The following is a 23724-nucleotide window of genomic DNA, read 5'->3' as shown; positions in this document are numbered from 1 at the left end:
CATCGCCCTGCTTTGGGATTCCATTTTTAATGATGCCGCTCACCTCACCCCTCAATAGCTCACTTTCCCAACTCCGCCACTAAATGAGCGAATCAATCTCAACTATTTAGACACCCACATAGCCGAATCAACCCTGCAAGGTGACCACTCGTCAAACTTGCATTGATTGTGATCACACTTATTTTGCCAGCTACAAAATAACTCACTCTCACCTCAGAAATCTTCGCTCTCCGATTTATTAATCTCATCCTCCACCCATTTCTGCCTGTCCCAAACCGCCATAAACATCCCGATCCGTACCTGCGCCCATAGCTTCATGTACATAATCTCCATGAAACCCATCACCGCAAAAAATAGGCCCCAGATCATCTGTCTCGCATCACCATCCGATGCCACAAACATCATCGCCAAGCCCACCACAACAAACGGCACCGAGGCCACAATCCCCACCCAATAATAAAGCTCCGTGCGTTTCAAACCCTGCATCACATCAATCGATTTTTTCTTCTGGATCGCATCCGCCCAATTAAATCTCGACATCGTTCTATTCCTTTATTTCTTGCACTGCACGCTTATGATCCTTCAACAACAACTTCGCCATCTTCAAATCTAATTTTCCCTCCGACACATACCCCTGCAACTTCTCATGAAAAGCATCACGTGGCTTCGGGTCATCCAAAACCCTGACCTTCTCAATCAACCGATTCAAACGAATCCTAAGCGTCGGATAGGTCACCCCATACGCTTTCGCCATCTCCTTTAGCGAACCCGATGCCAAAACCAACTTCTTCACAAACTGTAAATCTTCATCACCTAACCCCCTCACCCATGCCGGTATGTCTTCAATTTTGACCTTCATTTCGCATCGCCTCATACTTTATTTTTATTAAAGTACACTTTAATTTAATTAAAGCAACCCAATTCCGAAAAGTAAACCATATTCCCAAAGCGACAAGCATCCAACCACCAAAAATATCACCTCATGCCAAAACGAAACTCGTAAGCTAAACCACTGCGATGACTCAAATACCTGCTGGCGCGCACAATCCACCGCACTTCTGATTTTGTTGTGCAAAATAAATTTAAAAACTTCACGATTTCTGGCAAAAAACGCGCCAAAGTGAACCAATCCTTGGCAAAATCAACGATTTCCAACTCATTTCAGCCCATTTCCGAAATCCGTAATTTCGGCTTATCCACAATCGTCATCCCCTGCTCCGTCCAATACTTACAGCAAAAGGTATAGGCAAATCGCGCCAAACGCGCGCACAAACACAAAAAGCAAAAGCCCACATTCTAATCATTGATTAGAAGGAGATATACCATGAATCATGCATCCAAATTCAAACTTTACTGAGGTTATTTCAGAATAGCCGCGATCTGCTCGTTTAAGTCTTTGGCACCTGCAGCAATCGCCGATTTCCAGTCATCCTGTTGCGATCCATCGCCGTTCATGTAAGCATAAATTACAGACCTGGAAGCGGTTATGATCGCACCTGTGCCGTTCTCATTAAAACATGCACGCACATCATCCGCCGTCCCGCCCTGCGCTCCAAAGCCCGGCACAAGGAAAATCTGCTCCGACATACGCTCTCGCAAATCCTTAGCATCACTGGACTTAGTAGCCCCGACAACCGCCCCTAAAAGTGAATAACCACAGTCCCCAATGTATGCTTTGTCACCTCGCCCGAACCTAAATACTTCATCTGCAACCATTTGCGCAACTGTTCGCCCATCTGCCAATTCATGTGATTGGATCCCATCACTGCCGGGATTCGACGTTCTGACCAGAGCAAATATCCCTTTACCCTCTGCTGCTGCAAGCTTTACGAACGGTTCGACTCCATCCATACCGAGGTACGGATTGACCGTCAACGCGTCCGCACCGTCCGGCGAACCCAATAATCCATTCGCATAATGATCGGATGAGATGCCGATATCACCACGCTTGCCGTCCGCAAGTACCATGATACCAAGACCTTGCGCGGCTTGGACAATGTTGTGATACGCCACAAAACCGGCCGCGTGATAACGTTCAAAGCAGGCAAGTTGTGGCTTCACGATGGGTGTATACGGCGCGACCGCTTCAAGAAGCGCAACTGTATATTTTTCAAACACTTCCGCTGCATGCTGATCGTCGTCCGGCACGTCCGCACCGCCGGTCAGCTTTTTTGGCATCTTTGAGAAAACAGGGTCAATCCCGACACAAACCGGCGCACCCTTCGCCGCCGCCGCTTCGTAAAATTTGTCTGCAAAATGAGTTACCATCACGCATTCTCCGAAAGTTGCCCCATCCCAAACTGAAAAACCAGTCACATTCCTGCAAAAAGAATAGCGACCAACCCCACCCTATGCGAGTTGGGCAAGCGATATATGTTCGCTCTGTGGATGAAATTTAACTGATGATTAGAGGGCATCTTGGATTACCTTAGCCGTGATATAGATTTGCTCTTTGCAGAGAGAATAGCTCATGCTTGCTATGATCGCGTGTCTAGAATATTTGCGAAAAATGCTCTATGAAAAATTAGCTGTTCACTTTTTGGGCTTAGCAAAATTGACCATGAATTAATTCTATCTCAGGGTATTAATATGCCATCATATACAACCTCGTTTACCCATTGAGGTTTCTTGTTCCTACCCGGAACTTGCGCATATCTTTTGTTATAAGAAATTGTCTCACTCAGCTTCAAAGCAATCCCGCTAGACCTGTCATTTTTACCATACTATCAAATACATATTTTAGACTGTAGTCTATGCTCATACAGGTATATCAAATTGCAATCCACCAACACACTCCGAACTTATCAATAACAGTCGCGCAGCATTTGCTCCATGGCACTTTCTGAATGGGATTAATAACGACACCACCATTACTTAAAACGTTAAAGGCGTTATAAACAGATTCTTCGCTTCCCATTTCAAAAACATTAAACGTCATTGTTTCCCATTTCATTTTATGAACTATGTTAATATCACAAGGATTCGCTGCTTCACTTAATGCTAAAAATCCTTCGCCGTCTATAGACAATTCACAGTGCGCATAAGCAGTCTTGTCATCATTTTTCACTTCAAATGTAATTTCTGCACCAAAAGCTTCGCAATATATTGCTGCCGCTTCAAAACTGTTTTTCACATAAACTTGAGCATAGTTTTTCATGGTTTTCCTACAGACCTGCACGTTGTGGGCGATGCTAACAGTTAGAGCGTGTTATGAATAGTAAAAGCTAATGGAATACTGTTTTGATTGCAAGGAAGCCCTGTCCATCAGATTTTCGGATGAAGAATTGAAGTTTGTCGCCCAGTACTTCACGTACATAAGCAAAGATACTGCGCAGTGTAAACACGATCTACCAAAGGTCTATGATACGATTAGATGGACTGTTCTCTGGTTGATCATAGCGTATGATGCCCATTATGGCGGGCTGATCGTTAGTGAAATCAACAGCTACGATGAAGGTATTTCCTTTTGTCATGATGCGGATAATCTTGGCTGCCCAGTAGTTGGTTAGTTCATTGCAGCCGAGGGTTAGAAAGAGGAGGAATGTGAGAAATACTATGTATAAAGTATTTCCCATGGCGTGTGGTTCTGGAAAATGAAGTGAATCTATCGGGGTATACAGGATGCCGTTTGGTTTGGGGGTAAAGATCTGTGGTTGCAGGTGGGCTTTTTTTAGTTGAGTGAGGAGTATGAGGGAGAGCACGGCGATAAGGTTGCATATCAAATGGGAGTGGTGTTTAGGCGTCGGTGCGGCCGAGTTTGGGGTGGAGGATGTAGAGGAAGACGGGGCCGCCGAGGAGGGCGGTGAAGATACCGATGGGGAGGAGGCCCATGTTGTAGCCGAAGGAGATTTCGACCTGTATTTTCAGGTATGCACTGAAGGTGTCGGCGGCAACGATGAGGGCTGCGCCGGTGATGGCGGAGCCGATGAGGAGGGTGAGGTGTTTGGGGCCGAGAAGCATGCGGACGATGTGTGGGCAGATGAGACCGACAAAGGCGATGGGACCGGCAAGGGTGACGGCGCATGCGGCGAGGACGGAGGAGACAAAGAAGAGGATGATGCGGAGTATGCGGAGGTTGACGCCGAGGGATTGGGCTTCGATGTCGGAGAGTGTGGCGATGTCCATGTGACGGGCGTAGAGGAGGAGGAGAAGGAAGCCGAGGATGGTGACGGTGGCGGCAGTGAGCAGGAGTGGGGTGGTGACAGCTGAGTTGATGTTGCCCATCATCCATTGGGCGATATCGGCGCGAAGGCCTGCGGGGCCGTTGATGTAGTTGGCGAGCATGATGAGTGCGCCGTTAATGGTCGAGAGGACGACGCCTGTGAGGAGGAGGCCGAGCGGGTCGATGATGCCGCGGCGGCGTGAGGCGAGGTAGACGATGAGCATCGAGGCGGAGGCGCCGGCGAGAGCACCGAGTGAGTTGACGAGAGCGCCGGAGAGTTCCTGGAGTAAGGGTGTGGTTGCGATGAGTGTTGTGTAGTTAACGAGGAAGAGTGTGAGGAAGAGGCCGAGACCTGCGCCGGTGGATAGGCCGAGGATGTAGGGCTCGGCAAGCGGGTTGCGAAGGAGGGCCTGGAGGGCGACACCTGAGACGGCGAGCGCGGCGCCGATAATGAGGCCGATGTAGAGGCGGGTGAGGCGGGTTTGCATGATGTAGTCAGCGAGTTGCTGGGCTTGAGGGGTCGAGGTATCGGGAGGAAAACCGATGGATGAGGAGCCGACGTAGAGGCGGAGGAAAGCGGTCAGTGCGAGCATGAGCGTGAGCAGGCTGAGGACGATCCATGTGCGCGTCGCGGGTGTGGCTGCGATGGCGGGAGCATCTTGCAGCGGCTGATTAGATTGAGGTTGTGTGGTTTGGGTAGTCATGAATAGTGCTAGTTGTTAGTGCTAGACGCAAGCGAGGCAATTGGGAGTGCTTGCAGGGTTCAATGGTCAGTTTTGGTTTGCGGGTTCGGATTCTGGGAGTGGTTGCGTGAGAGGGGTTTGGGCGATGGGTGCGAGTTGATCTTTGAGATTGGGGTGGATTGATTGCGCGAAACTGGCGGCAGTTTGATGCATGGTGAGGCCGGGGATGAGGATGGTTGGTGAGTTGAGGATGAAGATTTGTTTGTTTTTTGCGGCGGGAATGGGGAGTGAGGTGAGTGAGGCGAGGCGGGGATCGTTTTCGACTTGCGGGTTGACGTCGGGGAGGAGAGCGAGGATAGCATCGGGGGCGAGTGCGATGAGCGATTCGCGATCGAAGGTAGGTGCGGAGATGGCGGCGTTGGCGGCGGCGTTTGTACCACCGGCGATGCCGAGCAATTGATCGTTGACAGAACCGGAGCCGGAGGCCATGACGGGTTCGGCGAGTGCGAAGATCATGAGGGTATTTGGCTTGTCGAGGTTTTTGGTGAGCTGCATGATTTTATTGAGGCGTGTGTAGAGTTCGGATTTGAGTTCGGAAGCAAGTTGCGTTTTATTGAGTGCTTGGCCGAGGCCGGGAGCATCTGGGCCGGTAAACGAGTTTTGCGGTGTATCGATATTGGTGAGTGCGGTTCCATCAGAGTCGAGAAGCTGAAGCGCATCGTCAATGGTTTCAGGGTAACTGTATGCGAAGAGTTTGAAGAGACCTTGATCGGCAAGTTTAGTGAGGTCGGCGGGAGGGCCGTCTTTGCCGGTAAGCATGAAGATATGGGTGGGTTTGAGTGAAAGAAGTTTTTCGGTGTCGATCTGATAGAACGTGCCGAGTACGGGTGTGTCGGGTGAGGCGATCATATCATACTGGCCGACACCCACGACTTGATCGGTGAAGCCGAGGTTAAAGGCGATCTCGGTGAGGGTGGGTGCGAGGGTCACTATTCGATAATTAGACGCGGGGTTCGTGTCTGGTGCGGGAGCAGCGTTGGTGCTTTGTGGTGCGTTGCGATTTGCGGGTTGTGCTGGTGCTGATTGTTCGCCACATGCAGAGAGAAGAAAGGTGAGCGTGAGGGTCAAGAGGAGCGGCAGAAACTTCTGGGGGGTGTTTGTCATAGTGGGGGTATTGTAGCAAATATGGGGGCGTGCTCGTGCTAGTGATTCGTGCTCGAAACTTCTGATTGCTAAGTAGAGGCTATGAGCCGATTTGGGTTACGTGGGTGATTTGTGGGCTGAATTGGGAGTTATAGAGTTCACGAAGCGTAACCCGAGAACTGCGCGTTGAAATTGTTTTTATGGGTTGCTGGCCAGACTATTCTGTCTCGCTGGAAGGGTCTGGTGTTTTGTCTTTGATGAGCTTGTCGGCCAAGGTGGGATCGTCCATGGAGTTCTCGAGGGGGTCATCGCCGGGGGTGAGGTGGACGTGTTCGAGTTCGGTGCCGTCGGAATGCTTGCGGAGCAGGAGGTAGATGAAGGTTTGTGCGGTGTAATAGTAAGAGAAGGCGAAAGCGGGAAGGAGGGCGATGAGGAGCTTGACCCAGACGGTGACGACGTTGGCGATGGTGGTCTGGCCGAGCGAGGATTGTGAGGTGTAGAAGGGGAGCTCACCGAGCTTGGGGTCAGGGAGAAGTTCGTGGAATGAGGGAACGAAGAAGCCGGTGAAGGTGATGGTGACCCAGAGCGCGAGGAAGATGACGAGCGCGAGGAAGAGGTAGGTGATGGCGCCGTAGAAGAGTGCGAAAGCGTTATAGGCAACGAAACGCCAAGGTTGGCGCATGACGTAATTGTAAGTTCTGGAGATGGTGTCGAAGGCATCGGTATTGTCGGTGGCTACCGAGGGGAACATGAGGTTGGCGGCGCCGGCGAAGCCGATGAGGAGGAGTGAGATAATGATGCCGAGGAAGATGAGCAGGCCGAAGGTGAGTGCGGCGATGAAGTTGAGTACGGGTAGGTTGAAGAGGAGGCCGACGAGCGCGAGAATGACTGAGAAAAGTGTGATGAGGATGAGGGGGAGGAGTACGGAGCCCAGGAAGGAGAAGAAGTTGTGGTAGACGTACTGGAGGCCGGTGATGAATGAGGGCCTAAGATTGCGTGTGGCCTGTAGTGCGGCCAGGCGTGAGATGGATCCGCCGAAGAAGAGGTTGAGGATGAAGATCCAGAAGGTGAAGATGGCAAAGTATGCGGTATGGTTGATGGCGAGGGACATGGGAATGCCGACGACCATTTGGAAGAGAGCGCCGATGACGCCGGAAGATTGCGTGGGGACGTCGGCCATGAAGTTGTGGTAGCCGAAGTCGAGCGAGACAGCGGAGAGGATGAGGTCACGGAAAGCGAAGAGTTCGGCTTGGATGGTGTTTTGGAAGATGGATTGGGTGAAGATCTCGTCGAGGCCGAGACCTGAGAGGTAGGTAATGATGACCATGAGCATGGCGAGGAGCATTTTTGCGGGGTGTATGGCGGTGCGAAAGGCGCGAGTGATGTTGATGAATGAGAAGAGGGCGTTCCAGTCGAGGCCTTCAACGCGGACGCGGTAGGATCTGTCCTGCAGCATGTGTTACTCCGTGTGGTTGTGTCACCCGTGTGTGGGAAAGTGTGAAGAAGATTCATCCGTGATCCGATGCTGGTGCACAGCGGTCAGGGACATGATAAGTGAGGTGAGGTGGTGTGCCAATAGCGGGGAAGTGGCAGTGTGAGGTTAGGAAGGATCGGCGCGCAGTAATATAGGGCGCAAGGGAAGCCTTGGTGGGTCATGGGGATTGATTAAAACGGGATCATCAGGCTCAGGCGGTCGTTTGATCGCAAGCGAATTCTTCGAACGTGTCGTTTTCGATGGCTGAGATCTTTTCAACACGGCGGGCGTGACGGCCGGCTTCAAATTCGGTTTCGAGCCAAATCTTGATAACACGATCGATGACGCTGACGCCGAGGAGGTCGGCGGCGAGACAGAGAACGTTGGCATCGTTGTGACGACGTGACATTTCTGCGCCGATTTCGTCGTGGACGAGGGCGGCACGGACGCCTTTGACTTTGTTGGCGGCAATGGACATGCCGATGCCTGAACCGCAGATAAGGATGCCGCGATCAGCTTCGCCGGTGGAGACGGCTTTTGAGACTGGGTAGGCCATATCGGGGTAATCACAGATTTTGCCTTCACAGGCTCCGACTTCGAGAACTTTGCAGCCACGTGCCTGAAGCTCGAGGACGAGCTTTGAAAGGACATCGGCGCCGCGGTGGTCACTACCTACTGCAATAATCATTGCGTTGTCTCCGAACAGAAAATGCGTCTAACGCGGGGGAGAAGAAAGGGAGCGTGTGCTCCATCAGGTTAAACGGATTGGGTGTTCAATCCAATGGGTATTTACGGTTTTCCTTGCGATTTTTTGGTGTCGCAATTGGGTGGAAGCGGGTGAGGATCAGAGCATTTCACTCAGACGGTTTTTGAGGCCTGCAAGGATCATGTCTGCGGTTTTGAGATAAGCGGTAAGGCCCATGCCAATGGGGTCGCTGACGTTTTGATCAGGGATGAGGCGGTGCGTTTTATGGGCAGCTTGGGGGGCGATTGAGAGGACTGCCTGACGATGAGAATCGGTCATGCAATAGATCAGATCGGCTTTGTCGATGAGATCTGGGGTGAGGGCTGAGGAGGTGTGGGCGGCGATGTCGATGTTGTGGGTTTGGAGTGCCTGAACGGATTCGGGGGATACGGGTGCGCCATCGTAGGCGAAAGAGCCTGCGGAGCGGATGTCGTAGCCGCGAGCGGGAAGGTCATCTGAGGTGATGCCGAGGTGTTGAGCGATGAGGTGCTTGGCGAAACCTTCGGCCATGGGAGAGCGGCAGGTATTGCCGGTGCAGACCATGAGGATGGTTTTTGTGTCAGCCAAGGGTTGTATCCTTTGGTTTAAATTGCAGTTACAGCGACAAGGCATGAAATTTTGCGTTGTGGAATTGTGTGAGATTGTGTCATGAGTGGGTCGCTGAGGGGTGGGTATTGTGATGGGTTCGTGAGGATAATGCAAGGCGAAGGAGGTGTGGAGTGGTTAGTCAACGTCGGGTTCGACCTGATTGGCGACAGCTCGGAGGTATGGATCAAGGTATTGCTCGGAAAAGAGGTCGAGGCCTTTGGTGGTGAGTTCGTGGTTGGTGCCCCAGATACAGGCGTGAAGATCGGTGAATTCGGGGTCGATTTGGATGAGGACGCGAGGTTCGCCGGTGGTTTCGTCTTCGGCGGATTCGGGTATGAATTTGGCGAAATATGCGGAGAGCGCGTTGACGCCGGGGCCGCCGATGCAGATGACGGGGCGCTGCTGGAGGTCCTGGTTGTTGAGGAACCAGATGTCAGAGCAGACGATTGGGTCGATGTTGACGTTAAGAAACTGCTCGTGCTCGGTGAGCCATTCTTCGATTTTGGTTTGAAGCTTGTACGCGAGGGGGCGGTCAGCAGTTTCAGCGCGGAGATGAGAACCCGTAACGATGAGGAGCTTGTAGGGCTTTCCGCTTGTGGGGGTTGGGTCTGGATGTTGTTCTGAATCGGACAAGTGATACTCCGTTGGCTTTGGCAATGGGCGCTAATACAGCACATCCATTGTAATGAGTTGAGACAGATGGGGCGCTAGAGATTCGCATAAGTGCGAATAGCGATAGCTGTAATTCTCAGAAACGGTTGGGTTACTGGTTGCCCATGAGCACGGCAAGGACACCTTTTTGTGCGTGCAGACGGTTATGCGCTTCTGGGAAGACGCGAGAGCGCGGGCCATCCATGACGGAGTCGGTAATTTCGATGCCGCGATAGGCGGGAAGACAGTGGAGGACGATGGCGTGATCGGGGGCTTGCGCAAGTAGCTCGTCGTTGATCTGGAAACCATCAAATTCTTTGAGACGCTGAGCTTTTTCTTCTTCCTGTCCCATGGAAACCCATGTGTCGGTATAGATGGCGTCGGTATCTTTAACGACGTCGGCGGGAGAGGTTGAGGCTTTAAATTTGAAGGCGGGGTTGTGGGCCAGGATCGCGTCAACTTCGGTTTGCGGGAGTTCGTAGCCGACTGGGGTAGCGATGGAGAAATTGATGCCGAGTTTTGAGCAGATTGAAGCGAGAGAGAGGGCAACGTTGTTACCATCGCCGATGTAGGTGAGTGTGCGTCCGGCGAGGTCGCGGCCGAACTCGTCGATGAGGGTCATGATGTCGGCTAGTGCCTGGCATGGATGGGAGTAGTCGCTGAGCATGTTGATGATGGGCATTGAGGTGTTGTCGGCCATCTCGGTGAGTTTGGTGTGTTCGAAAACACGCGCGGCGACACCATCGACCATGCCGGCGAGGACACGGGTAACGTCAGCGACGGACTCGCGTTTGCCGAGGCCTACCTCACTGTTAGATAGAACGATCGCGTTGCCGCCAAGCTCGTACATGGCTTGCTCGAAACTAACGCGTGTGCGGAGCGAGGGTTTTTCGAAGAGCATCGCGAGTGTTTGGCCTTTGAGGATGGGATCATTACCACGGCCAGAAGCGCGTTGATCGCGTAGGGCGATGGCCACATCAAGGATGTGGTTGATCTGTTCTGGGGTGAAGTCTGCGATGGTGATGCAATGTTTCATGATGAGTACCTCACTGAAAGTAACACTCAATTGTCAAACGCGCGGCGGCGGTCGTTTATTCGAGATTTATCAATCGATTTAACGTGGCGTGTGTTTTTTTGTGGCGGCCTAACTAATGATTAGAGTACGATTTCGGTTCCGATGCCGGTGTCGGTATAGACTTCGAGGAGGGCTGCGTGCTGGATGCGGCCGTCGACGATGTGTGCTTTTTTAACACCGCCAACGAGTGCGATGAAAGAAGATTCGACTTTGGGGAGCATCCCTGCGGTGATGATACCGGTGTCGATAAGGTTTTCGATTTGTGGTTTTGTGAGGTGGCGAGCGAGGTCATCGGCGTCAGCGGACGTTCGGATGCCGTGGGTATCGGAGATGAGTACGAGTTTTTCGGCTTTGGTTGCAGCGGCTACGTGGCCGGCGATGGAATCGGCGTTGACGTTGAGTTTGCCGCCGGCTTTATCACGGGCGATCGGGGCGATTACAGGAATGACGCCAGAGAGGGTGAGCGCGTTGAGAAGTTCGCCGTTGACCCATTCGACTTCGCCAACGAAGCCGATGTCGATTTTGCGGTCACCTTCACCATCAAGGAAAAGGCGTTTTGCGATGATGGCGCAGGATGAGAGTGAGTGGAGGCCCATGGGCTGGAGTCCACGATCCGAGATCATGGTTTGAATCTCGGTATTGATATCTTGAGTGAGGACGTGTTCGGCGATGGCGAGGGTGCGTTCGTCGGTGTAACGCCGACCTTGGACGAAGTGCGCTTCGAGCCCGGCTTTCTGCATGGCTGCGGTGATACCTTTGCCGCCGCCGTGGACGATGATGGGGCGCATGCCGACGGAGGCCATGAAGCAGATGTCGTTGATGACGGCGCGGAGATCGTCAGGCTGATCCATGATGGAGCCACCGACTTTGACGACAACGGTTTTGCCGGCAAATTGCTGAATGTAGCGCTGTGCTTCGACGAGTGCAGCGGCTTTTGTGATTGCTTCCTGATTGATGAAGTCGGCCATGGTACTGCTCCGCGGTAACGTCTGGTTTGTGGGGGCGTGGGGGAAACGGGTCATTATAACTGTAGAAGCGTAGGTCAACAAAGTGGCGAGCGGTAAAGCAGGGATATGGGAGCTGGATTGCAGCCAAATGGTTTGACGGGGAATAAAAAACCCCGCAGTGTGCGGGGCGATTTGTTCAATTTTGTCGACGTAAGATGAGGGGATGATTATTACTGAGGCAAAGCACAGTCTTTTTCTTTAACAAGTGTGAGGCAGTTGCCCTTATCGTTGTATGAGACGGAGGTCATGTAGGCTTGGATGAGCATGACACCTCGGCCTGAGGGGCATGTAAGGTTTTCGTCGAGGGTTGGGTCGGGGATATGGTGAGGGTCGAAGCCGTCACCTTCATCGCAGATGGTGATGGTGATTTTACAGGGCGTGATGACATAGTTAACAGAGACGGATTTGGATTCGTCGAGTTTGTTGCCATGACGTATTGCATTGGTGACAGCTTCGTCGAGCGAAAGCTGTACTGCAAAGATCACTTCTTTTGAGTATCCCTGTTCACGCGCGGCACCGACAATCGCAGATTGAACTTTGGCGACTTCGGAGAGGCGTGACGGGATGGTTATGGTATTTTGAGAAACATCACCCATGCGGTAACCATCAGTAGATTGAACTGGCAAGATTACAAAAACACTACCGTTGTCAGTAGAAGTTACTGAAAGCTGGCGAGCGCTGCATCGGCTTCTTCGTGTATTTGGAAGAGCTTGTTGAGTTTGGTGATGACAAAGACCTCATAGATCTGAGGGTCGATGTTTGAGAGGCGCAGCTGGCCGCCTTTCTGCCTCACTTTATTATTAATCGTAATAAGTGTGCCTAGGGCTGCAGAAGAGAGATGCTCAACGTTAGCAAAATTGAGCAGGATCTTGGGATTAGTGGACCCATCGATCAGCGAGGAGATCTCGTCTCCGATCTGCTGAATGTATGCTTCTTCAAGGATATTACGGTCGAGGAATGAAACCTTGACGATTTCGTCTTCTTCCCTGACTACCAAACGGGATTCCTTCGCGGTCATCTACCCTATCTCCAATGCCATGCATAATGATGCTTAATAAACGTAACTTATGAAATTACCGTTCGTTAATACAAATGTCAAGATGGGCAATCCGGGCAAAAACGGATGCCATCGCATCGTATCATAACACGTTCCCGGCCCTATGGTTCTGTTCGGTTATTCGGGCTTTGGACTGCGAGGTGAAGATATAAAAATGGGGAGAATAAGTTAAGAAGGACGTGGTGAAGGCGTCACAATCGGATTAATCACGACAAATGGGTCTGCTGAGGAGGCTGGAAAGGGCGTAGCGTGGGTTATCGCAGGTTGAGCGGCAAGAGAGCTGAGATTATTGGTTGCGTTGCTGCTGTTGGTAGGCCCAGAGAGCGGCATATTTGAGTTGAACCGAGGAAGCTGCCTTTTGGGCAATGATGAAGCCGAAGGTGCCGTCGAGGAAACCTCGCTTGAGGATAAAGAACTTGATGAAAGCTAATGAGGGGCGGAAGAGGAAATCAGTGAATTTCGCCCTTTTGCCGCGTTCATACATCTGTTTTGCGACTTTCATGAGTCGAGCATCCATACGGCTGCCTGAGAAGTAGTCCGCAAAATCGGCAGCAGAAGCTTTTTTGTGCTCAAGATGGCCCGTCAGGTTTTTAACTCTTGAGGGATGGGAGGGAAGACGGGCATCATGCAGGGTCTCATCGGGCCAAACAGCCCGATCGCGATGGATCAGGCGAGACTGCATGTCAGGATCCCAAGCCCGGACATATCGGCCCATGACGTAATTACGGCGAGGCATATTGAGGACGTCGAGTTTTTCGAGTTGCTCATCGGTGAGTGATTGGATTTGCTGAGCTAACTTCGGGGAGATTTCTTCATCCGAGTCGAGGATCAAAACCCAGTCATTGGAGCAGAGTGAAGCAGAACATTTTTTCTGTTCAGTGAAGCCAAGCCAGGGCTGGTGGACAAATTTGGAAGCGTATTGCTTTGCGATTTCAGGCGTGGCATCGGTGGAGCCAGAGTCGACGATGATGATCTCATCGGCAAATGAGGCGGATTCGCAAGCCTGACGGATGGTGTCGGCGGCGTTCATAGAGCAGATAGCGACGGAAAACTTGGGCATAGCCATAGTTTACGGTGAAAAGGTAGAAGTATCACGTTTTTAGGTCTATGCGGTTGAGCGTGGACGGTTGATATCAGTGCGGGATGAGCAGTAGGTATAAAGCTGCGCAAAGTGTGCCTAGCTGATTTGTGGGTAGGATGTTACACTATTGTCTGATAATTCTTGCATGGAGGCGCTGCGATGAACAGCTCTTACAAGATCGCGCTGTTGTTTGCCTGTATTTTGTTTGTTTTTTGCGTGGTTTACTACATCAATATCAATGCCGACAAAACGACGGTTGCTGAGACTGGTGAACCGGGTGCCACGATTGAACAGACAGAAAACGCAAACACTTCGACGATTAAACCGACGAGTAACACAACTGCTTCGACTAATCGTTCGCGTAGAACACTGAGTGGTAATTCACTGAGCAGCTCATCTACGAGCAGTGCGAGGCGATCATTACCGCAAGGTACATCAACGAGCGCTTCGGGAAACCGATCGACTTCGAATAGTGTGCGTGATTTGCTGAACCGTAGTCGCAGAAATGCGAATACAACGAGCGAACCAAGTACCGGTTCGTCAGTAGGCAGCACGGTAACACCGACTAGCAGAGCATCTACTCGGGCACCAATTACGACAGGTAACACAGCAAATGCTTCTCGAAACGCTACCACGGCAAGCGGGTCAACAACGCCTAATACAACCGGATCAAGAAGCTTAACACTAGGCGGCAATCAAGCCCGTCCAACCTCGCCATCAGCGACAGGGCCGAGAGCAATCGCAACGCCGGCAACGGCAGGCCGCTCCATTCCAACAAGGGTGAATCGCCCAGCCCCATCTTCTCGCTCTGTAGGTACGCGAACAACTGCTACAGCGACAACATCACCTGCGCGGGCAACAAACACGGCATCACGCGTTATACCTCGTACTTCTACGCCTGCTTCTGCAAAACAATACACGGTGCAGTCGGGTGATAGCATGTATAAGATTAGCGTGAAGGTTTTTGGAACACCTAAGTACTTCAAAGAAATTGCGAAGGCGAATCCAACAGTAGATCCTAAGCGGATCAAGCCGGGCATGAAGCTGAATTTACCTGACATTAATAAGCTTAAAGCAGCTGAGGCAACGCGTGCAAAATCGAACGTGACATCACGCAGCCGTAGCTCCTCAAGCAATGCGACAACAGGCAGCAAGGTGAAGGTTCATACAATCAAAGCGGGTGAAACGCTTTCAAGTATCTCGAATAAGTATTTCGGAACGCCTAACCGTTGGCGTGAAATCTTCAATGCAAACAAAAAAGCGTTGAATGACGATCCAGACGCAATCCAACCGGGTATGAAGCTAGTCGTACCAAATAAGTAGGTCAGACTATTTACTGAATAGACAAAGAGACTGCTACATAGCAGTCTCTTTTTTGTTGGAATTTGCATGTCCATCATTTATGTACGCGATGAATACTGTTTTCGTCAAGTCAAGTAAAATAATGTTTAATTTCTTGCAAAAAAGAAACTTTGATGTTCATGACATGTGAAAAAGAGAATGGTGTTGGTTGAGGTTGATTGGGTGGGTATAATAGTTTGCAGAAAGTGAACGTTTGCCCGAAGGGATCAAGAGCGTCTGTCGCGTATTTGCTCGAACCTTTGAGAACCCCAAGGGAGCTGGAACTGGGCACAATGGCCAAGCCACCTACGAGTGGAAGACCGGGATGATCTGGCAATGCACCCACCTTAAATTGGGGTTCGAGCAAATCCTTCTAGAGCTCCCCTTCGAGACAAACGGTTAACTTTGAATCGGCCCGCAGATGTGGGCCGTGTTTTTTTAGGTAGAATGGTCGGGATGGGTGATATGGAATAATACGGTCAGAACGCCGGTTGAGGTGATTCAAGAATGCAAGGCGGGGAAAGCGCACGCGGCTCGTGCTAGGATATAAGCAAAAATGAGCGATTTAGAGAAACCACAACGTGACAAGAAGCAGTTCCTAGAAGATCTAGTGCGTGATTTGGTTGCAAGCTATCAGAGCGAATCAAGCATGCAGCATCTGGATTCTATTTTTCTACCTAATCGCCAGAAAACGATTGAGATTATTGAGCGATTGAGAAAGCTGGTGTTTCCAGGTTTTTTTGATGAACAGCGTATTACAAGCGAGAACGTAAGCTATCACGTGGGGGAGCTTTTGGTGCAGACTCATGACTTGCTATACGAGCAGGTGCATCAGGCGATGTGCTATGGGCAAAATGAGCGAGGCGAAACAGACAATGAGTGCGACCAATGCTGCGATGTGGCTATGGAAGCCACGGAAGCATTTATGCGAAAACTTCCTGAGCTTCGTGAAATTCTTGCTGATGACGTCCGGGCAACATTTGATGGTGACCCGGCATCAGCATCGACAGATGAGAATATCTTCTGCTACCCCGGTATTGATGCGATTTTCACCTATCGCATGGCTCATGAACTATACAAACTTAATGTCCCTCTGCTACCTCGGATCATGACGGAGTATGCGCATAACGAAACGGGAATTGACATCCATCCCGGCGCCACAATTGGCCGACGATTCTGCATTGACCATGGCACTGGAATTGTGATTGGCGAGACTTGCGATATTGGTAATAACGTCAAGATTTATCAAGGCGTAACTTTGGGCGCGTTATCTACAAAGGGAGGACAGGATTGGAAAGGCATGAAACGGCATCCAAAAATTGAAGATAACGTCACAATTTATGGTGGTGCCATTATTTTGGGTGGATCAACGACGATTGGTGAAAGCACAACGATTGGCGGCGCAGTGTTCATTACACAGTCAATCCCAAGCAATACAACGGTCTCGATGGATAATTTGGATCTAAAAATAAAACCGAAACGTGAGCGAAAGAATAAATAGCAGGCTAAAATTCAGGGTGCATTCGGGTTATAGGGGCGTGAGGATATGCCAGAGCGAGCAATCGATTTCAGTAAGCCAATTCCATTATTTCCACTGGGCAGTTGTGTGCTGCTTCCACATACAACCGTGCCATTAACTATTTTTGAACCCCGATACCGCGTGATGGTTGAGGATGCACTTGGTAGCGATCGTATCATTTCGATGGGAATCTATTCGAGCGATAGCCAACCGGACGATCATTCAATTCGTGAATGTGTTTGCGTGGGTTATATTGCCAAATACGAGATGCTCGCTGGGGGTAGATATCACATATTGCTACAAGGTATATGTCGAGCGAAAATCATTGAAGAAGTGATACACACGCCCTACCGAAAGGTTACCGTGCAGCCGACGACCGGTGATCAAATTATGGAAATTGACCTACAGGAAGAGAGAGCACGGATTGAACGATTGCTTCACGATTCCAGATTGATGGGCCTATCAAGTATTGGCGCGGTCAATCACTGGCTTAGTAGCGAAATTCCAACAGATACGCTTATAGACCAGACCACATTAATGACATGCAGTGATAACGAGATAAGATACAGCATGCTGCGTGAGCGTGATGTATATCAACGCGCGGCATGGCTAACAGAATACCTGCAAAAAACTCGCCATTTAATTGAAATTGCTGAGAAGTACGGCTTACCCAGATCAGATGATGGGTATTGCCTGAACTAGCATCCAACACATCAATTATCACACAAAACCAATTCGCTATACAATCACTCACATGAGAAGTGAACCCCGACATCATAAAAAACGAGATGCGCTCATTTTGGGCTGCGGGTATCTCGGGCGGATTTTGGCAAAGAAAATTATCGAAAATCCGCTATATGAAAATGTCTATGGTCTCGTGCGCAAACAAACAAGCGGCAAGCAAATATCGCAGTTGGGCGTTCGCGCTATTATTGGCGATATCCTGCAACCCATGACACTCTATCCGATCAATAGGCTTTGGGGCAAAGCCTCTGAGAATCCTGACAGACGGGTTGATATTTTTTATATGATCCCGCCTGGCCGTGAGAATGCGGAAGAGGCATTACATGAGGGTATTACAAATGTCTGCAATGTGATGAGCCAATTCAAATCGCATATCCAACAGAGCATACTTGTTTCTTCAACCGCTGTTTATGGGCAATCGGATGGCGAATTGATTGATGCGGATACGGAAGCCAAACCGAACAATCAACGTGCGCAATGGCTACTTGATGCTGAACAAACGTGGCTGGCAAGTGGGAATAATTTTAGTGTCGTCAGGCTGGCTGGGATTTATGGGCCTAGGCGCATCATTGGCATGAGTGCGATCCAGGCAGGCAGCCCATTAATTGGGGATCGCGATGCGTATCTCAATCTGATTCATGTTGAGGATGCTGCCGATCTATTGATTCAGATAATGAAACAAGATCGGCTGGCTAACCGGATTGAGCTGGGATGTGATGGCCATCCGATACAACGCAAACAATATTACGCAACGCTTGCAAGATTGATTGCGGCACCAGAACCCGAAGCAATAAGTAACGAAACGGCGGCGGCGCGATTCGGCTTGAATCTCGAACGGCTCAAACGCTCATCATCCAAACAACTCAGCAATGAAATCACATGTCAACGGACCGGGTGGACACCTCGATACACTGATTTTGTTGAGGGTATACGTGATAGCCTCCTCGCCTCTCGCCAGTAGTCTGCTTCCGAAGCCTGCTAAACCTTTTCAAATTTCTCACGAACAACCCCCAAACATTGTCGCAGATATATGATAAAATAACGGTCTATGTCGAACGATGCTTTTGATGCCCCACTAACTGATGAACCCTACGAAATCCCGTCGGGTAAGCGTAATCTTCTTGAAGGACTCACTGAACCTCAGGTTCAGGCTGTCACCACGACCGAAGGTGCGTTGCTTGTTTTGGCCGGCCCCGGATCAGGCAAGACGCGGGTTATTACGAGCCGTATCGCGTACCTGATGCTTGAGTGCGGTATCCCGCCTTGGAATATTCTTGCGATTACTTTTACGAATAAGGCGGCCGGCGAGATGCGTGAACGTGTCAGCCAAGTCGTCAGCCAGCGACAAAGTGACGCGGCCACAATCAGCACATTCCACAGCTTATGTGCCCGCATCATCCGTATCTATTCAGACAAGATTGGCTTGCCTGCTTCGTATTCGATCTACGATTCTTCTGACCAACAACGAGCCGTCAAGCGCGCTCTTGAAGAACTGGAAATCAACACAAAGAATTTCCCTCCTGCGAGTGTTTTAAGCGCGATCAGTAACGCAAAAAATGAGCTCCAGAACGCGAGCGCATTTGAAGCGATGGCGGGTGATTTTTATACAAAAAAAATCGCCCAAATTTACAAGAAATACGAGAGTATTCTTAATCAAAGCCACGCCCTGGATTTTGATGATCTGTTGATGAAAACGGTCCAGCTTTTCCGCGAACATCCGATCGTGCTCGCAGAATTACAAGAGCGGTATCAGTACATCATGATCGATGAATATCAGGATACGAATCATGCTCAATTCATGATCGCCAATGCGCTCGCAGCCCGACATAAGAATATCTGTGCAACGGGTGATCCTGACCAGTCTATTTACGGTTGGCGTGGCGCGAATATTCAGAACATACTCGATTTTGAATCGCATTACCCTGATGCGCAAACTGTTCGGCTTGAGCAGAATTATCGTTCCACGAAAACGATTCTTGCCGCGGCAGATGCGCTGATCCAGTCCAATACAGCACGCAAGCATAAAGAACTCTGGACAGATAATGAGCAGGGCCATCTAATCGAATGTCTTACTTGCCGTGATTCACGTCATGAAGCAAGACAGATCGTACAAGAATTTGAGAAGCTTAATAGCGATGAACGCATTCCTTGGGGGAGCATGGCTGTCTTCTATCGCATGAATAGTTTATCTCGCGTGATGGAAGATGCATTCCGAGATTCGGGGATTCCATATCAGATTGCCCGGGGTACAGCGTTCTATGACCGTAAGGAAATCAAGGACGCTATTGCGTACCTGAGAACGATCGTCAACCCAGCGGATGAAATCAATCTGTTGCGTATTATCAATACACCTGCACGTGGTATCAGCGATAAAACGGTCAAGACAGCACAAGCTCAGGCTGTTGCCAGCAACCGCTCAGTCATCGAAGTTCTCAGCCAACCCGAACAAATCCCCGGCTTGAACACGCGTGCTATAAACAGTGTGAATAAATTCCTGGATCAACTGCGTGAATGGCGTCGCCTGATTGGTCTGAATGAAACCGCAACATTAGCCGCGGGATATATGTCGTTGCCAGATTTTGTTGAGCAAGTGCTTGAAGGTTCGGGGCTGGCGACTTTCTATAAGAACGACAAGTCAGACCCAGATCGTGAACGTCTGGCTAACCTCAGCGAACTTGTCAATAGTGCGCAGCAATTCACCGAGGACTTTCTTGAAGAATTCATCATCGATGATGAAGCGGCAGATGACGCCCCTGCAAGCCAGCAATTGCTAGGCTTCTTGGAACGAATCGCATTAGTCAGTGATGTCGATGCAATTGAATCTGACCAAGGATCAGTCACGCTGATGACACTGCATGCAGCGAAAGGGCTTGAGTTTAATGCTGTCGCAATGATCGGTGTTGAGGATGGTTTATTACCACACGAACGGTCGCAAAACGATGACAATGAATTGGAAGAGGAACGGCGTCTATGTTTTGTAGGCATAACGCGTGCTATGAAACGGCTAATTCTTTCAAACGCACGCTACCGAACGGTTTTTGGCCAAACAATGCCAACGATGAAAAGCCGTTTTTTCAAAGAACTACCTGAAGAGCTTTGCGAACAGATCGATCTTTCAGATGGCGGCTTCGGTGATACGTCATCTGATTCAAGCTCATCTTGGGGGCAAACATCGTCAAGTGCACGCGACAGTAAATATCAAGTCGGCATGCTGGTCCGTCATCCGAAGTTTGGCCTAGGGCGAATCCAGCAGGTGTCAAGTTCGGGTGGCCATACGAAAGCTTCAGTTGCTTTTAATCAGTATGGCGTAAAACCACTGATTCTTGAGTATGCAAAACTTGAAATTGTCGATATGAATGATGATCTGCCATTTTAATCCTGTGTGACTTAGTGTTCAGTTCTTGCTTTCCGACCAATCGGCGATGATAATCATAAGGATCTAACAGATTGTGGCATCAAGAGGACTGGGGAATCATGTCTCGAACCCGAATCAAAATCTGCGGCATACGCGATGAGCAAATGGCCAATATCGCTGCCCAAGCAGGTGCAGATGCGATTGGATTGGTTTTTGTAGAAAAGTCACCTCGCAACATCGCTATCGATACCGCTAGACAGATTGTTCAATCGCTCCCGCCATTGGTTGAGCCGATTGGCTTATTTGTGGATGAAGACGCGGACCATGTAAGACATGTAGCCGAGCAGGTTGGAATTAATACCGTTCAATTACATGGCCGCGAATCCATGGATGACGTCTTAGCACTTGATAATTTGACGGTCCTCAAAGCAGTGACGTTTTCTAACGATCCCCAAAAACTCGAGGAACTGATCGACGAATGGAGCGACCCGCCTTCTCACCTTAAGGCACTGCTCTGGGATGCTGATGCAAGCGATGCGAATGAAGGACTGCTTGGCGGCACTGGCCATCGCTTTGACTGGGACGCGTTCGCCAAGCTAATCTACAGCGGCAAGATAGATAGGTTGCCCAAACCGATTCTCGCAGGCGGATTAAACCCCGACAATGTTGCTCATGCAATCGAGATTGTCCAGCCCTATGCGGTTGATGTATCAAGCGGCGTCGAATCATCACGCGGCATCAAAGACCCTGATCTGATCGTTCAATTCTGTGAACAATCTCAACAAGCTAAATGCGACTAAATATGTGTTTTTATAGGAAAAAGCTACGATGCTATCGTAGCTTTAAACACATGCGAGGAGGCACATCATAACTATATCCTGCCGTTCAACCGACTATCTAACCGTAGGTTAGTTTAGTCTGATTGCAGCCGTGCTTTAATTTGATTATAGAGCTTAGCGCTTGTGCGTTCGTCACCAAATACACCGACGCGAACAGCGACCTGGCTCATCTGCTCAGACTTCTTACGGATCTTAATAACGACTTCATCTTCGTTGCCCATCAGACCGGTGATTTTGCCGCGATCCCAACTGGAAGCTTCTGTTTCAATTTTCACACCCATGCCTCGCAGCACATCGCCCGCAGCATCCGTGATCTGTGGTGGGTTCGCAGCTAAATAGCCTTCATATTCCCCCATATAGAAAGCCACACCCATCCCCGCAGCGCCGGCAATCCCCGCTAATGCTAGGGCAACACAACCACTGCCGCTCGCACACACCAACACCAACATCAGTACCGCTGATAATCGTTTCATTTTTTGCATTGTTTCGTCCCTGAAACAGAATAGAAATCCAACCAGATATACCCGAACGGGCGGCCCCAAGCCTAACCATGACCAGATATCGGCAACATCACACAAAAAACATTGATCTTCCTGCAGGCTCAATTGGCCAAATACCAAAATCCGCTTAAAATACGCCACTATGAAGCGAGTATTATCAGGTTTACAACCCTCGGGGCAGCTGCATGTCGGCAACTATGCCGGTGCGATCCAGCAGTTCGTGCAGCTCCAGGATTCGCATGAAATGTACGTGTTTATCGCGTCCTATCATGCACTTACATCATCACGCGATGCGAACGAACTCCGCCAGAACATCCGCCAGGTTGTCATTGATTACGTCGCATTCGGGCTCGACCCAGCTAAGACAAACATCTACCTACAACAGGATGTTCCGCAGGTCACCGAATTGAGTTGGTTGCTCTCCTGTATTTGCCCTAAGCATATGATGGACAAAGCCACCAGTTATAAGGACAAAGTGGCCAAAGGTCTCGCCGCCTCCATCGGCCTCTACACATATCCAGTTCTACAAGCAGCAGATATCTTGGCAGTGGATGCGGACCTTGTCCCGGTGGGTGAAGATCAGCGTCAGCATATCGAAATCACTCGCGACCTAGCTTCCAAGTTCAATCACTACTACGGCGACGTATTCAAGCTGCCAGATGCGATGATTCGCGAAGAAGCGGGCGTCGTGCCCGGCGTAGATGGTCAGAAAATGAGCAAATCTTACGGCAACACACTCGACCCCTTCATGGATGAAAAACCTCTTCGCAAACGCATTATGAAAATCAAAACTGATTCGCTTGGCGTAGATGACCCCAAAGATCCCGACACCTGCACCGTCTATCAAATCTTCCGCGCACTCGCAGGCCCCGATTCTGAACAGACCCAAGCCCTTGCATCTCGCTACCGCAACGGCGGCATGGGCTACGGCGAAGCGAAACAAACACTCTTCGAATTCATCCTCGAACACTTTCGTGATGCACGCTCCAAGCGTCTGGAACTCACAAACGATCCCGGCTACATTGAGCAAGTACTCAAAGACGGAGCCGAAGCAGCCAATAAAATTATTGGCAATGTGACTGATCGGGCTCGCAAGGCGGCTGGCTTATAGCCACTGCCAATAAAATTCACGAACTAAAAAACCTCGAACAAATTGTTCGAGGTTTTGTTTTAATCAGTTTGATTGCCATCACGCACTGTGTGAATAGCTGCTAATCGCGGTTTGCTGAGCACTTGTCATCTGTCCGTAACCACCCATCGCCTGTTTAGGTGCAGCCGCAGGCTTAGCACCGCTTTGAACCTTATTGACCAACATTTGCCATGTTTCACGTTCATATTGAAGCAGCTTGATGACTTCGTCAATCGTTTCAAGATCACGTGACATATTCGCATCAATTAGCCGACGATACATGTAGTTATACAGCGCAACCATTTTTTCGGTCACATCAGGATTCACATCATGATTCAGGCTACTAGAAAGCTCAAGAATAATCTTTTCAGCTTTCATAATGCTGTGATAGCTTGTATCGAAATCTTTTTCATCGATTGCCTTTTTCGCCTGATTGCAGAAACGAATCGCACCATCAAACAACAGCAACCGCAGTTCATGCGGACTGGCTGTGAGTATCTTTGTGCGTAGATAAGGATTCTGGCCTGTTTGATTCATGACCTTATGTGCCTTCCTCTTTCGTAAAAACTAATCAAACGACAAAGAATCTATCGTCCATTTCGGTTATCACAGTGCAATTTGCACGCAATAC

At 50.0% G+C, this 23724-nt stretch carries 27 protein-coding genes; 7 read left to right on the top strand and 20 right to left on the bottom strand.

Annotated elements, in window-relative coordinates:
- Nucleotides 1-213: 213 nt before the first annotated feature.
- The 18 genes from KS4_RS06500 to KS4_RS17535 all read right to left on the bottom strand — a co-directional run bounded on the left by KS4_RS06500 (nucleotide 214) and on the right by KS4_RS17535 (nucleotide 14607).
- The gene (locus KS4_RS06500; protein WP_145076276.1) at nucleotides 214-540 is read right to left on the bottom strand and encodes a hypothetical protein; all 327 of its coding nucleotides are present in this window, start codon (nucleotides 538-540) and stop codon (nucleotides 214-216) included.
- 4 nt (nucleotides 541-544) lie between these two features.
- A complete protein-coding gene (locus KS4_RS06495) occupies nucleotides 545-859 on the bottom strand; it encodes a DUF2089 family protein (protein ID WP_200761646.1) in 315 nt (104 codons plus the stop codon).
- Nucleotides 860-1359: 500 nt separating this feature from the next.
- Nucleotides 1360-2268, bottom strand: coding sequence for an orotidine-5'-phosphate decarboxylase (gene pyrF, locus KS4_RS06490; protein WP_145076273.1), 909 nt, complete (start codon nucleotides 2266-2268; stop codon nucleotides 1360-1362).
- Nucleotides 2269-2770: 502 nt separating this feature from the next.
- A complete protein-coding gene (locus KS4_RS06485) occupies nucleotides 2771-3157 on the bottom strand; it encodes a VOC family protein (RefSeq protein WP_145076271.1) in 387 nt (128 codons plus the stop codon).
- A gap of 190 nt (nucleotides 3158-3347) precedes the next feature.
- Complete coding sequence (locus KS4_RS06480) at nucleotides 3348-3575, bottom strand: hypothetical protein (RefSeq protein ID WP_145076269.1); 228 nt, start codon at nucleotides 3573-3575, stop codon at nucleotides 3348-3350.
- A 160-nt stretch (nucleotides 3576-3735) separates the two neighbouring features.
- Complete coding sequence (locus tag KS4_RS06475) at nucleotides 3736-4866, bottom strand: FecCD family ABC transporter permease (protein ID WP_145076267.1); 1131 nt, start codon at nucleotides 4864-4866, stop codon at nucleotides 3736-3738.
- 66 nt (nucleotides 4867-4932) lie between these two features.
- Nucleotides 4933-6009 carry an ABC transporter substrate-binding protein gene (locus KS4_RS06470; RefSeq protein ID WP_145076265.1) on the bottom strand — a complete coding sequence of 359 codons (1077 nt, stop codon included), beginning with the start codon at nucleotides 6007-6009 and terminating at the stop codon, nucleotides 4933-4935.
- A gap of 196 nt (nucleotides 6010-6205) precedes the next feature.
- Nucleotides 6206-7444, bottom strand: coding sequence for a hypothetical protein (locus KS4_RS06465; protein WP_145076263.1), 1239 nt, complete (start codon nucleotides 7442-7444; stop codon nucleotides 6206-6208).
- A 229-nt stretch (nucleotides 7445-7673) separates the two neighbouring features.
- Complete coding sequence (rpiB, locus tag KS4_RS06460; protein ID WP_145076262.1) at nucleotides 7674-8150, bottom strand: ribose 5-phosphate isomerase B; 477 nt, start codon at nucleotides 8148-8150, stop codon at nucleotides 7674-7676.
- Nucleotides 8151-8306: 156 nt separating this feature from the next.
- Nucleotides 8307-8774 (bottom strand): low molecular weight protein arginine phosphatase, encoded by a 468-nt coding sequence (locus tag KS4_RS06455; protein ID WP_200761645.1) that lies wholly within the window; start codon nucleotides 8772-8774, stop codon nucleotides 8307-8309.
- A 156-nt stretch (nucleotides 8775-8930) separates the two neighbouring features.
- A complete protein-coding gene (locus KS4_RS06450) occupies nucleotides 8931-9428 on the bottom strand; it encodes a hypothetical protein (protein WP_145076256.1) in 498 nt (165 codons plus the stop codon).
- A 130-nt stretch (nucleotides 9429-9558) separates the two neighbouring features.
- Entirely contained in the window at nucleotides 9559-10482 is a 924-nt protein-coding gene (gene argF / locus KS4_RS06445; protein WP_145076253.1) for an ornithine carbamoyltransferase, read from the bottom strand.
- A 119-nt stretch (nucleotides 10483-10601) separates the two neighbouring features.
- On the bottom strand, nucleotides 10602-11489 hold the full coding sequence (gene argB, locus KS4_RS06440; RefSeq protein ID WP_145076250.1) for an acetylglutamate kinase: 888 nt from the start codon (nucleotides 11487-11489) through the stop codon (nucleotides 10602-10604).
- Nucleotides 11490-11698: 209 nt separating this feature from the next.
- Nucleotides 11699-12124 (bottom strand): ATP-binding protein, encoded by a 426-nt coding sequence (locus KS4_RS06435; protein ID WP_145076247.1) that lies wholly within the window; start codon nucleotides 12122-12124, stop codon nucleotides 11699-11701.
- Between the two features lie 62 nt (nucleotides 12125-12186).
- Nucleotides 12187-12546: an STAS domain-containing protein gene (locus KS4_RS06430; protein WP_145076244.1), complete on the bottom strand. Its 360-nt coding sequence runs from the start codon at nucleotides 12544-12546 to the stop codon at nucleotides 12187-12189.
- 325 nt (nucleotides 12547-12871) lie between these two features.
- On the bottom strand, nucleotides 12872-13645 hold the full coding sequence (locus KS4_RS06425; protein ID WP_200761644.1) for a glycosyltransferase family 2 protein: 774 nt from the start codon (nucleotides 13643-13645) through the stop codon (nucleotides 12872-12874).
- 245 nt (nucleotides 13646-13890) lie between these two features.
- Nucleotides 13891-14361, bottom strand: a complete 471-nt coding sequence (locus tag KS4_RS17540) for a hypothetical protein (RefSeq protein ID WP_200761643.1) — start codon at nucleotides 14359-14361, stop codon at nucleotides 13891-13893.
- Nucleotides 14362-14607 carry a hypothetical protein gene (locus tag KS4_RS17535; RefSeq protein WP_200761642.1) on the bottom strand — a complete coding sequence of 82 codons (246 nt, stop codon included), beginning with the start codon at nucleotides 14605-14607 and terminating at the stop codon, nucleotides 14362-14364.
- On the opposite strand from KS4_RS17535, the gene KS4_RS17530 reads away from it, so the two are divergent.
- From KS4_RS17530 to KS4_RS06395, 6 genes are all read left to right on the top strand, one after another.
- A complete protein-coding gene (locus KS4_RS17530; protein WP_200761744.1) occupies nucleotides 14606-14989 on the top strand; it encodes a LysM peptidoglycan-binding domain-containing protein in 384 nt (127 codons plus the stop codon). The genes KS4_RS17535 and KS4_RS17530 overlap by 2 nt on opposite strands.
- A 574-nt stretch (nucleotides 14990-15563) precedes the next feature.
- Entirely contained in the window at nucleotides 15564-16508 is a 945-nt protein-coding gene (locus KS4_RS06415) for a serine O-acetyltransferase (protein WP_145076235.1), read from the top strand.
- Between the two features lie 45 nt (nucleotides 16509-16553).
- Nucleotides 16554-17228: an LON peptidase substrate-binding domain-containing protein gene (locus KS4_RS06410; RefSeq protein WP_145076232.1), complete on the top strand. Its 675-nt coding sequence runs from the start codon at nucleotides 16554-16556 to the stop codon at nucleotides 17226-17228.
- Nucleotides 17229-17280: 52 nt separating this feature from the next.
- Entirely contained in the window at nucleotides 17281-18231 is a 951-nt protein-coding gene (locus tag KS4_RS06405; protein WP_145076229.1) for an NAD-dependent epimerase/dehydratase family protein, read from the top strand.
- 87 nt (nucleotides 18232-18318) lie between these two features.
- A complete protein-coding gene (locus tag KS4_RS06400) occupies nucleotides 18319-20646 on the top strand; it encodes an ATP-dependent helicase (protein ID WP_145076226.1) in 2328 nt (775 codons plus the stop codon).
- 98 nt (nucleotides 20647-20744) lie between these two features.
- Nucleotides 20745-21425, top strand: a complete 681-nt coding sequence (locus KS4_RS06395) for a phosphoribosylanthranilate isomerase (RefSeq protein WP_145076223.1) — start codon at nucleotides 20745-20747, stop codon at nucleotides 21423-21425.
- A 113-nt stretch (nucleotides 21426-21538) separates the two neighbouring features.
- On the opposite strand, the gene KS4_RS06390 is transcribed toward KS4_RS06395, so the two are convergent.
- Nucleotides 21539-21937: a DUF3568 family protein gene (locus tag KS4_RS06390; RefSeq protein ID WP_200761641.1), complete on the bottom strand. Its 399-nt coding sequence runs from the start codon at nucleotides 21935-21937 to the stop codon at nucleotides 21539-21541.
- A gap of 169 nt (nucleotides 21938-22106) precedes the next feature.
- Here KS4_RS06390 and trpS point away from each other — a divergent pair, with 169 nt between their 5' ends.
- The gene (gene trpS / locus KS4_RS06385; protein ID WP_145076217.1) at nucleotides 22107-23075 is read left to right on the top strand and encodes a tryptophan--tRNA ligase; all 969 of its coding nucleotides are present in this window, start codon (nucleotides 22107-22109) and stop codon (nucleotides 23073-23075) included.
- A gap of 78 nt (nucleotides 23076-23153) precedes the next feature.
- Here trpS and fliS read toward each other — a convergent pair whose 3' ends face one another.
- On the bottom strand, nucleotides 23154-23630 hold the full coding sequence (gene fliS, locus KS4_RS06380; protein ID WP_145076214.1) for a flagellar export chaperone FliS: 477 nt from the start codon (nucleotides 23628-23630) through the stop codon (nucleotides 23154-23156).
- Between the last annotated feature and the right edge of the window lie 94 nt (nucleotides 23631-23724).

This window comes from Poriferisphaera corsica, from assembly GCF_007747445.1.
GTDB lineage: Bacteria > Planctomycetota > Phycisphaerae > Phycisphaerales > Phycisphaeraceae > Poriferisphaera > Poriferisphaera corsica.
Note: the sequence above shows the minus strand (reverse complement) of the source record. Positions and strands in the feature narration are given on the sequence as shown.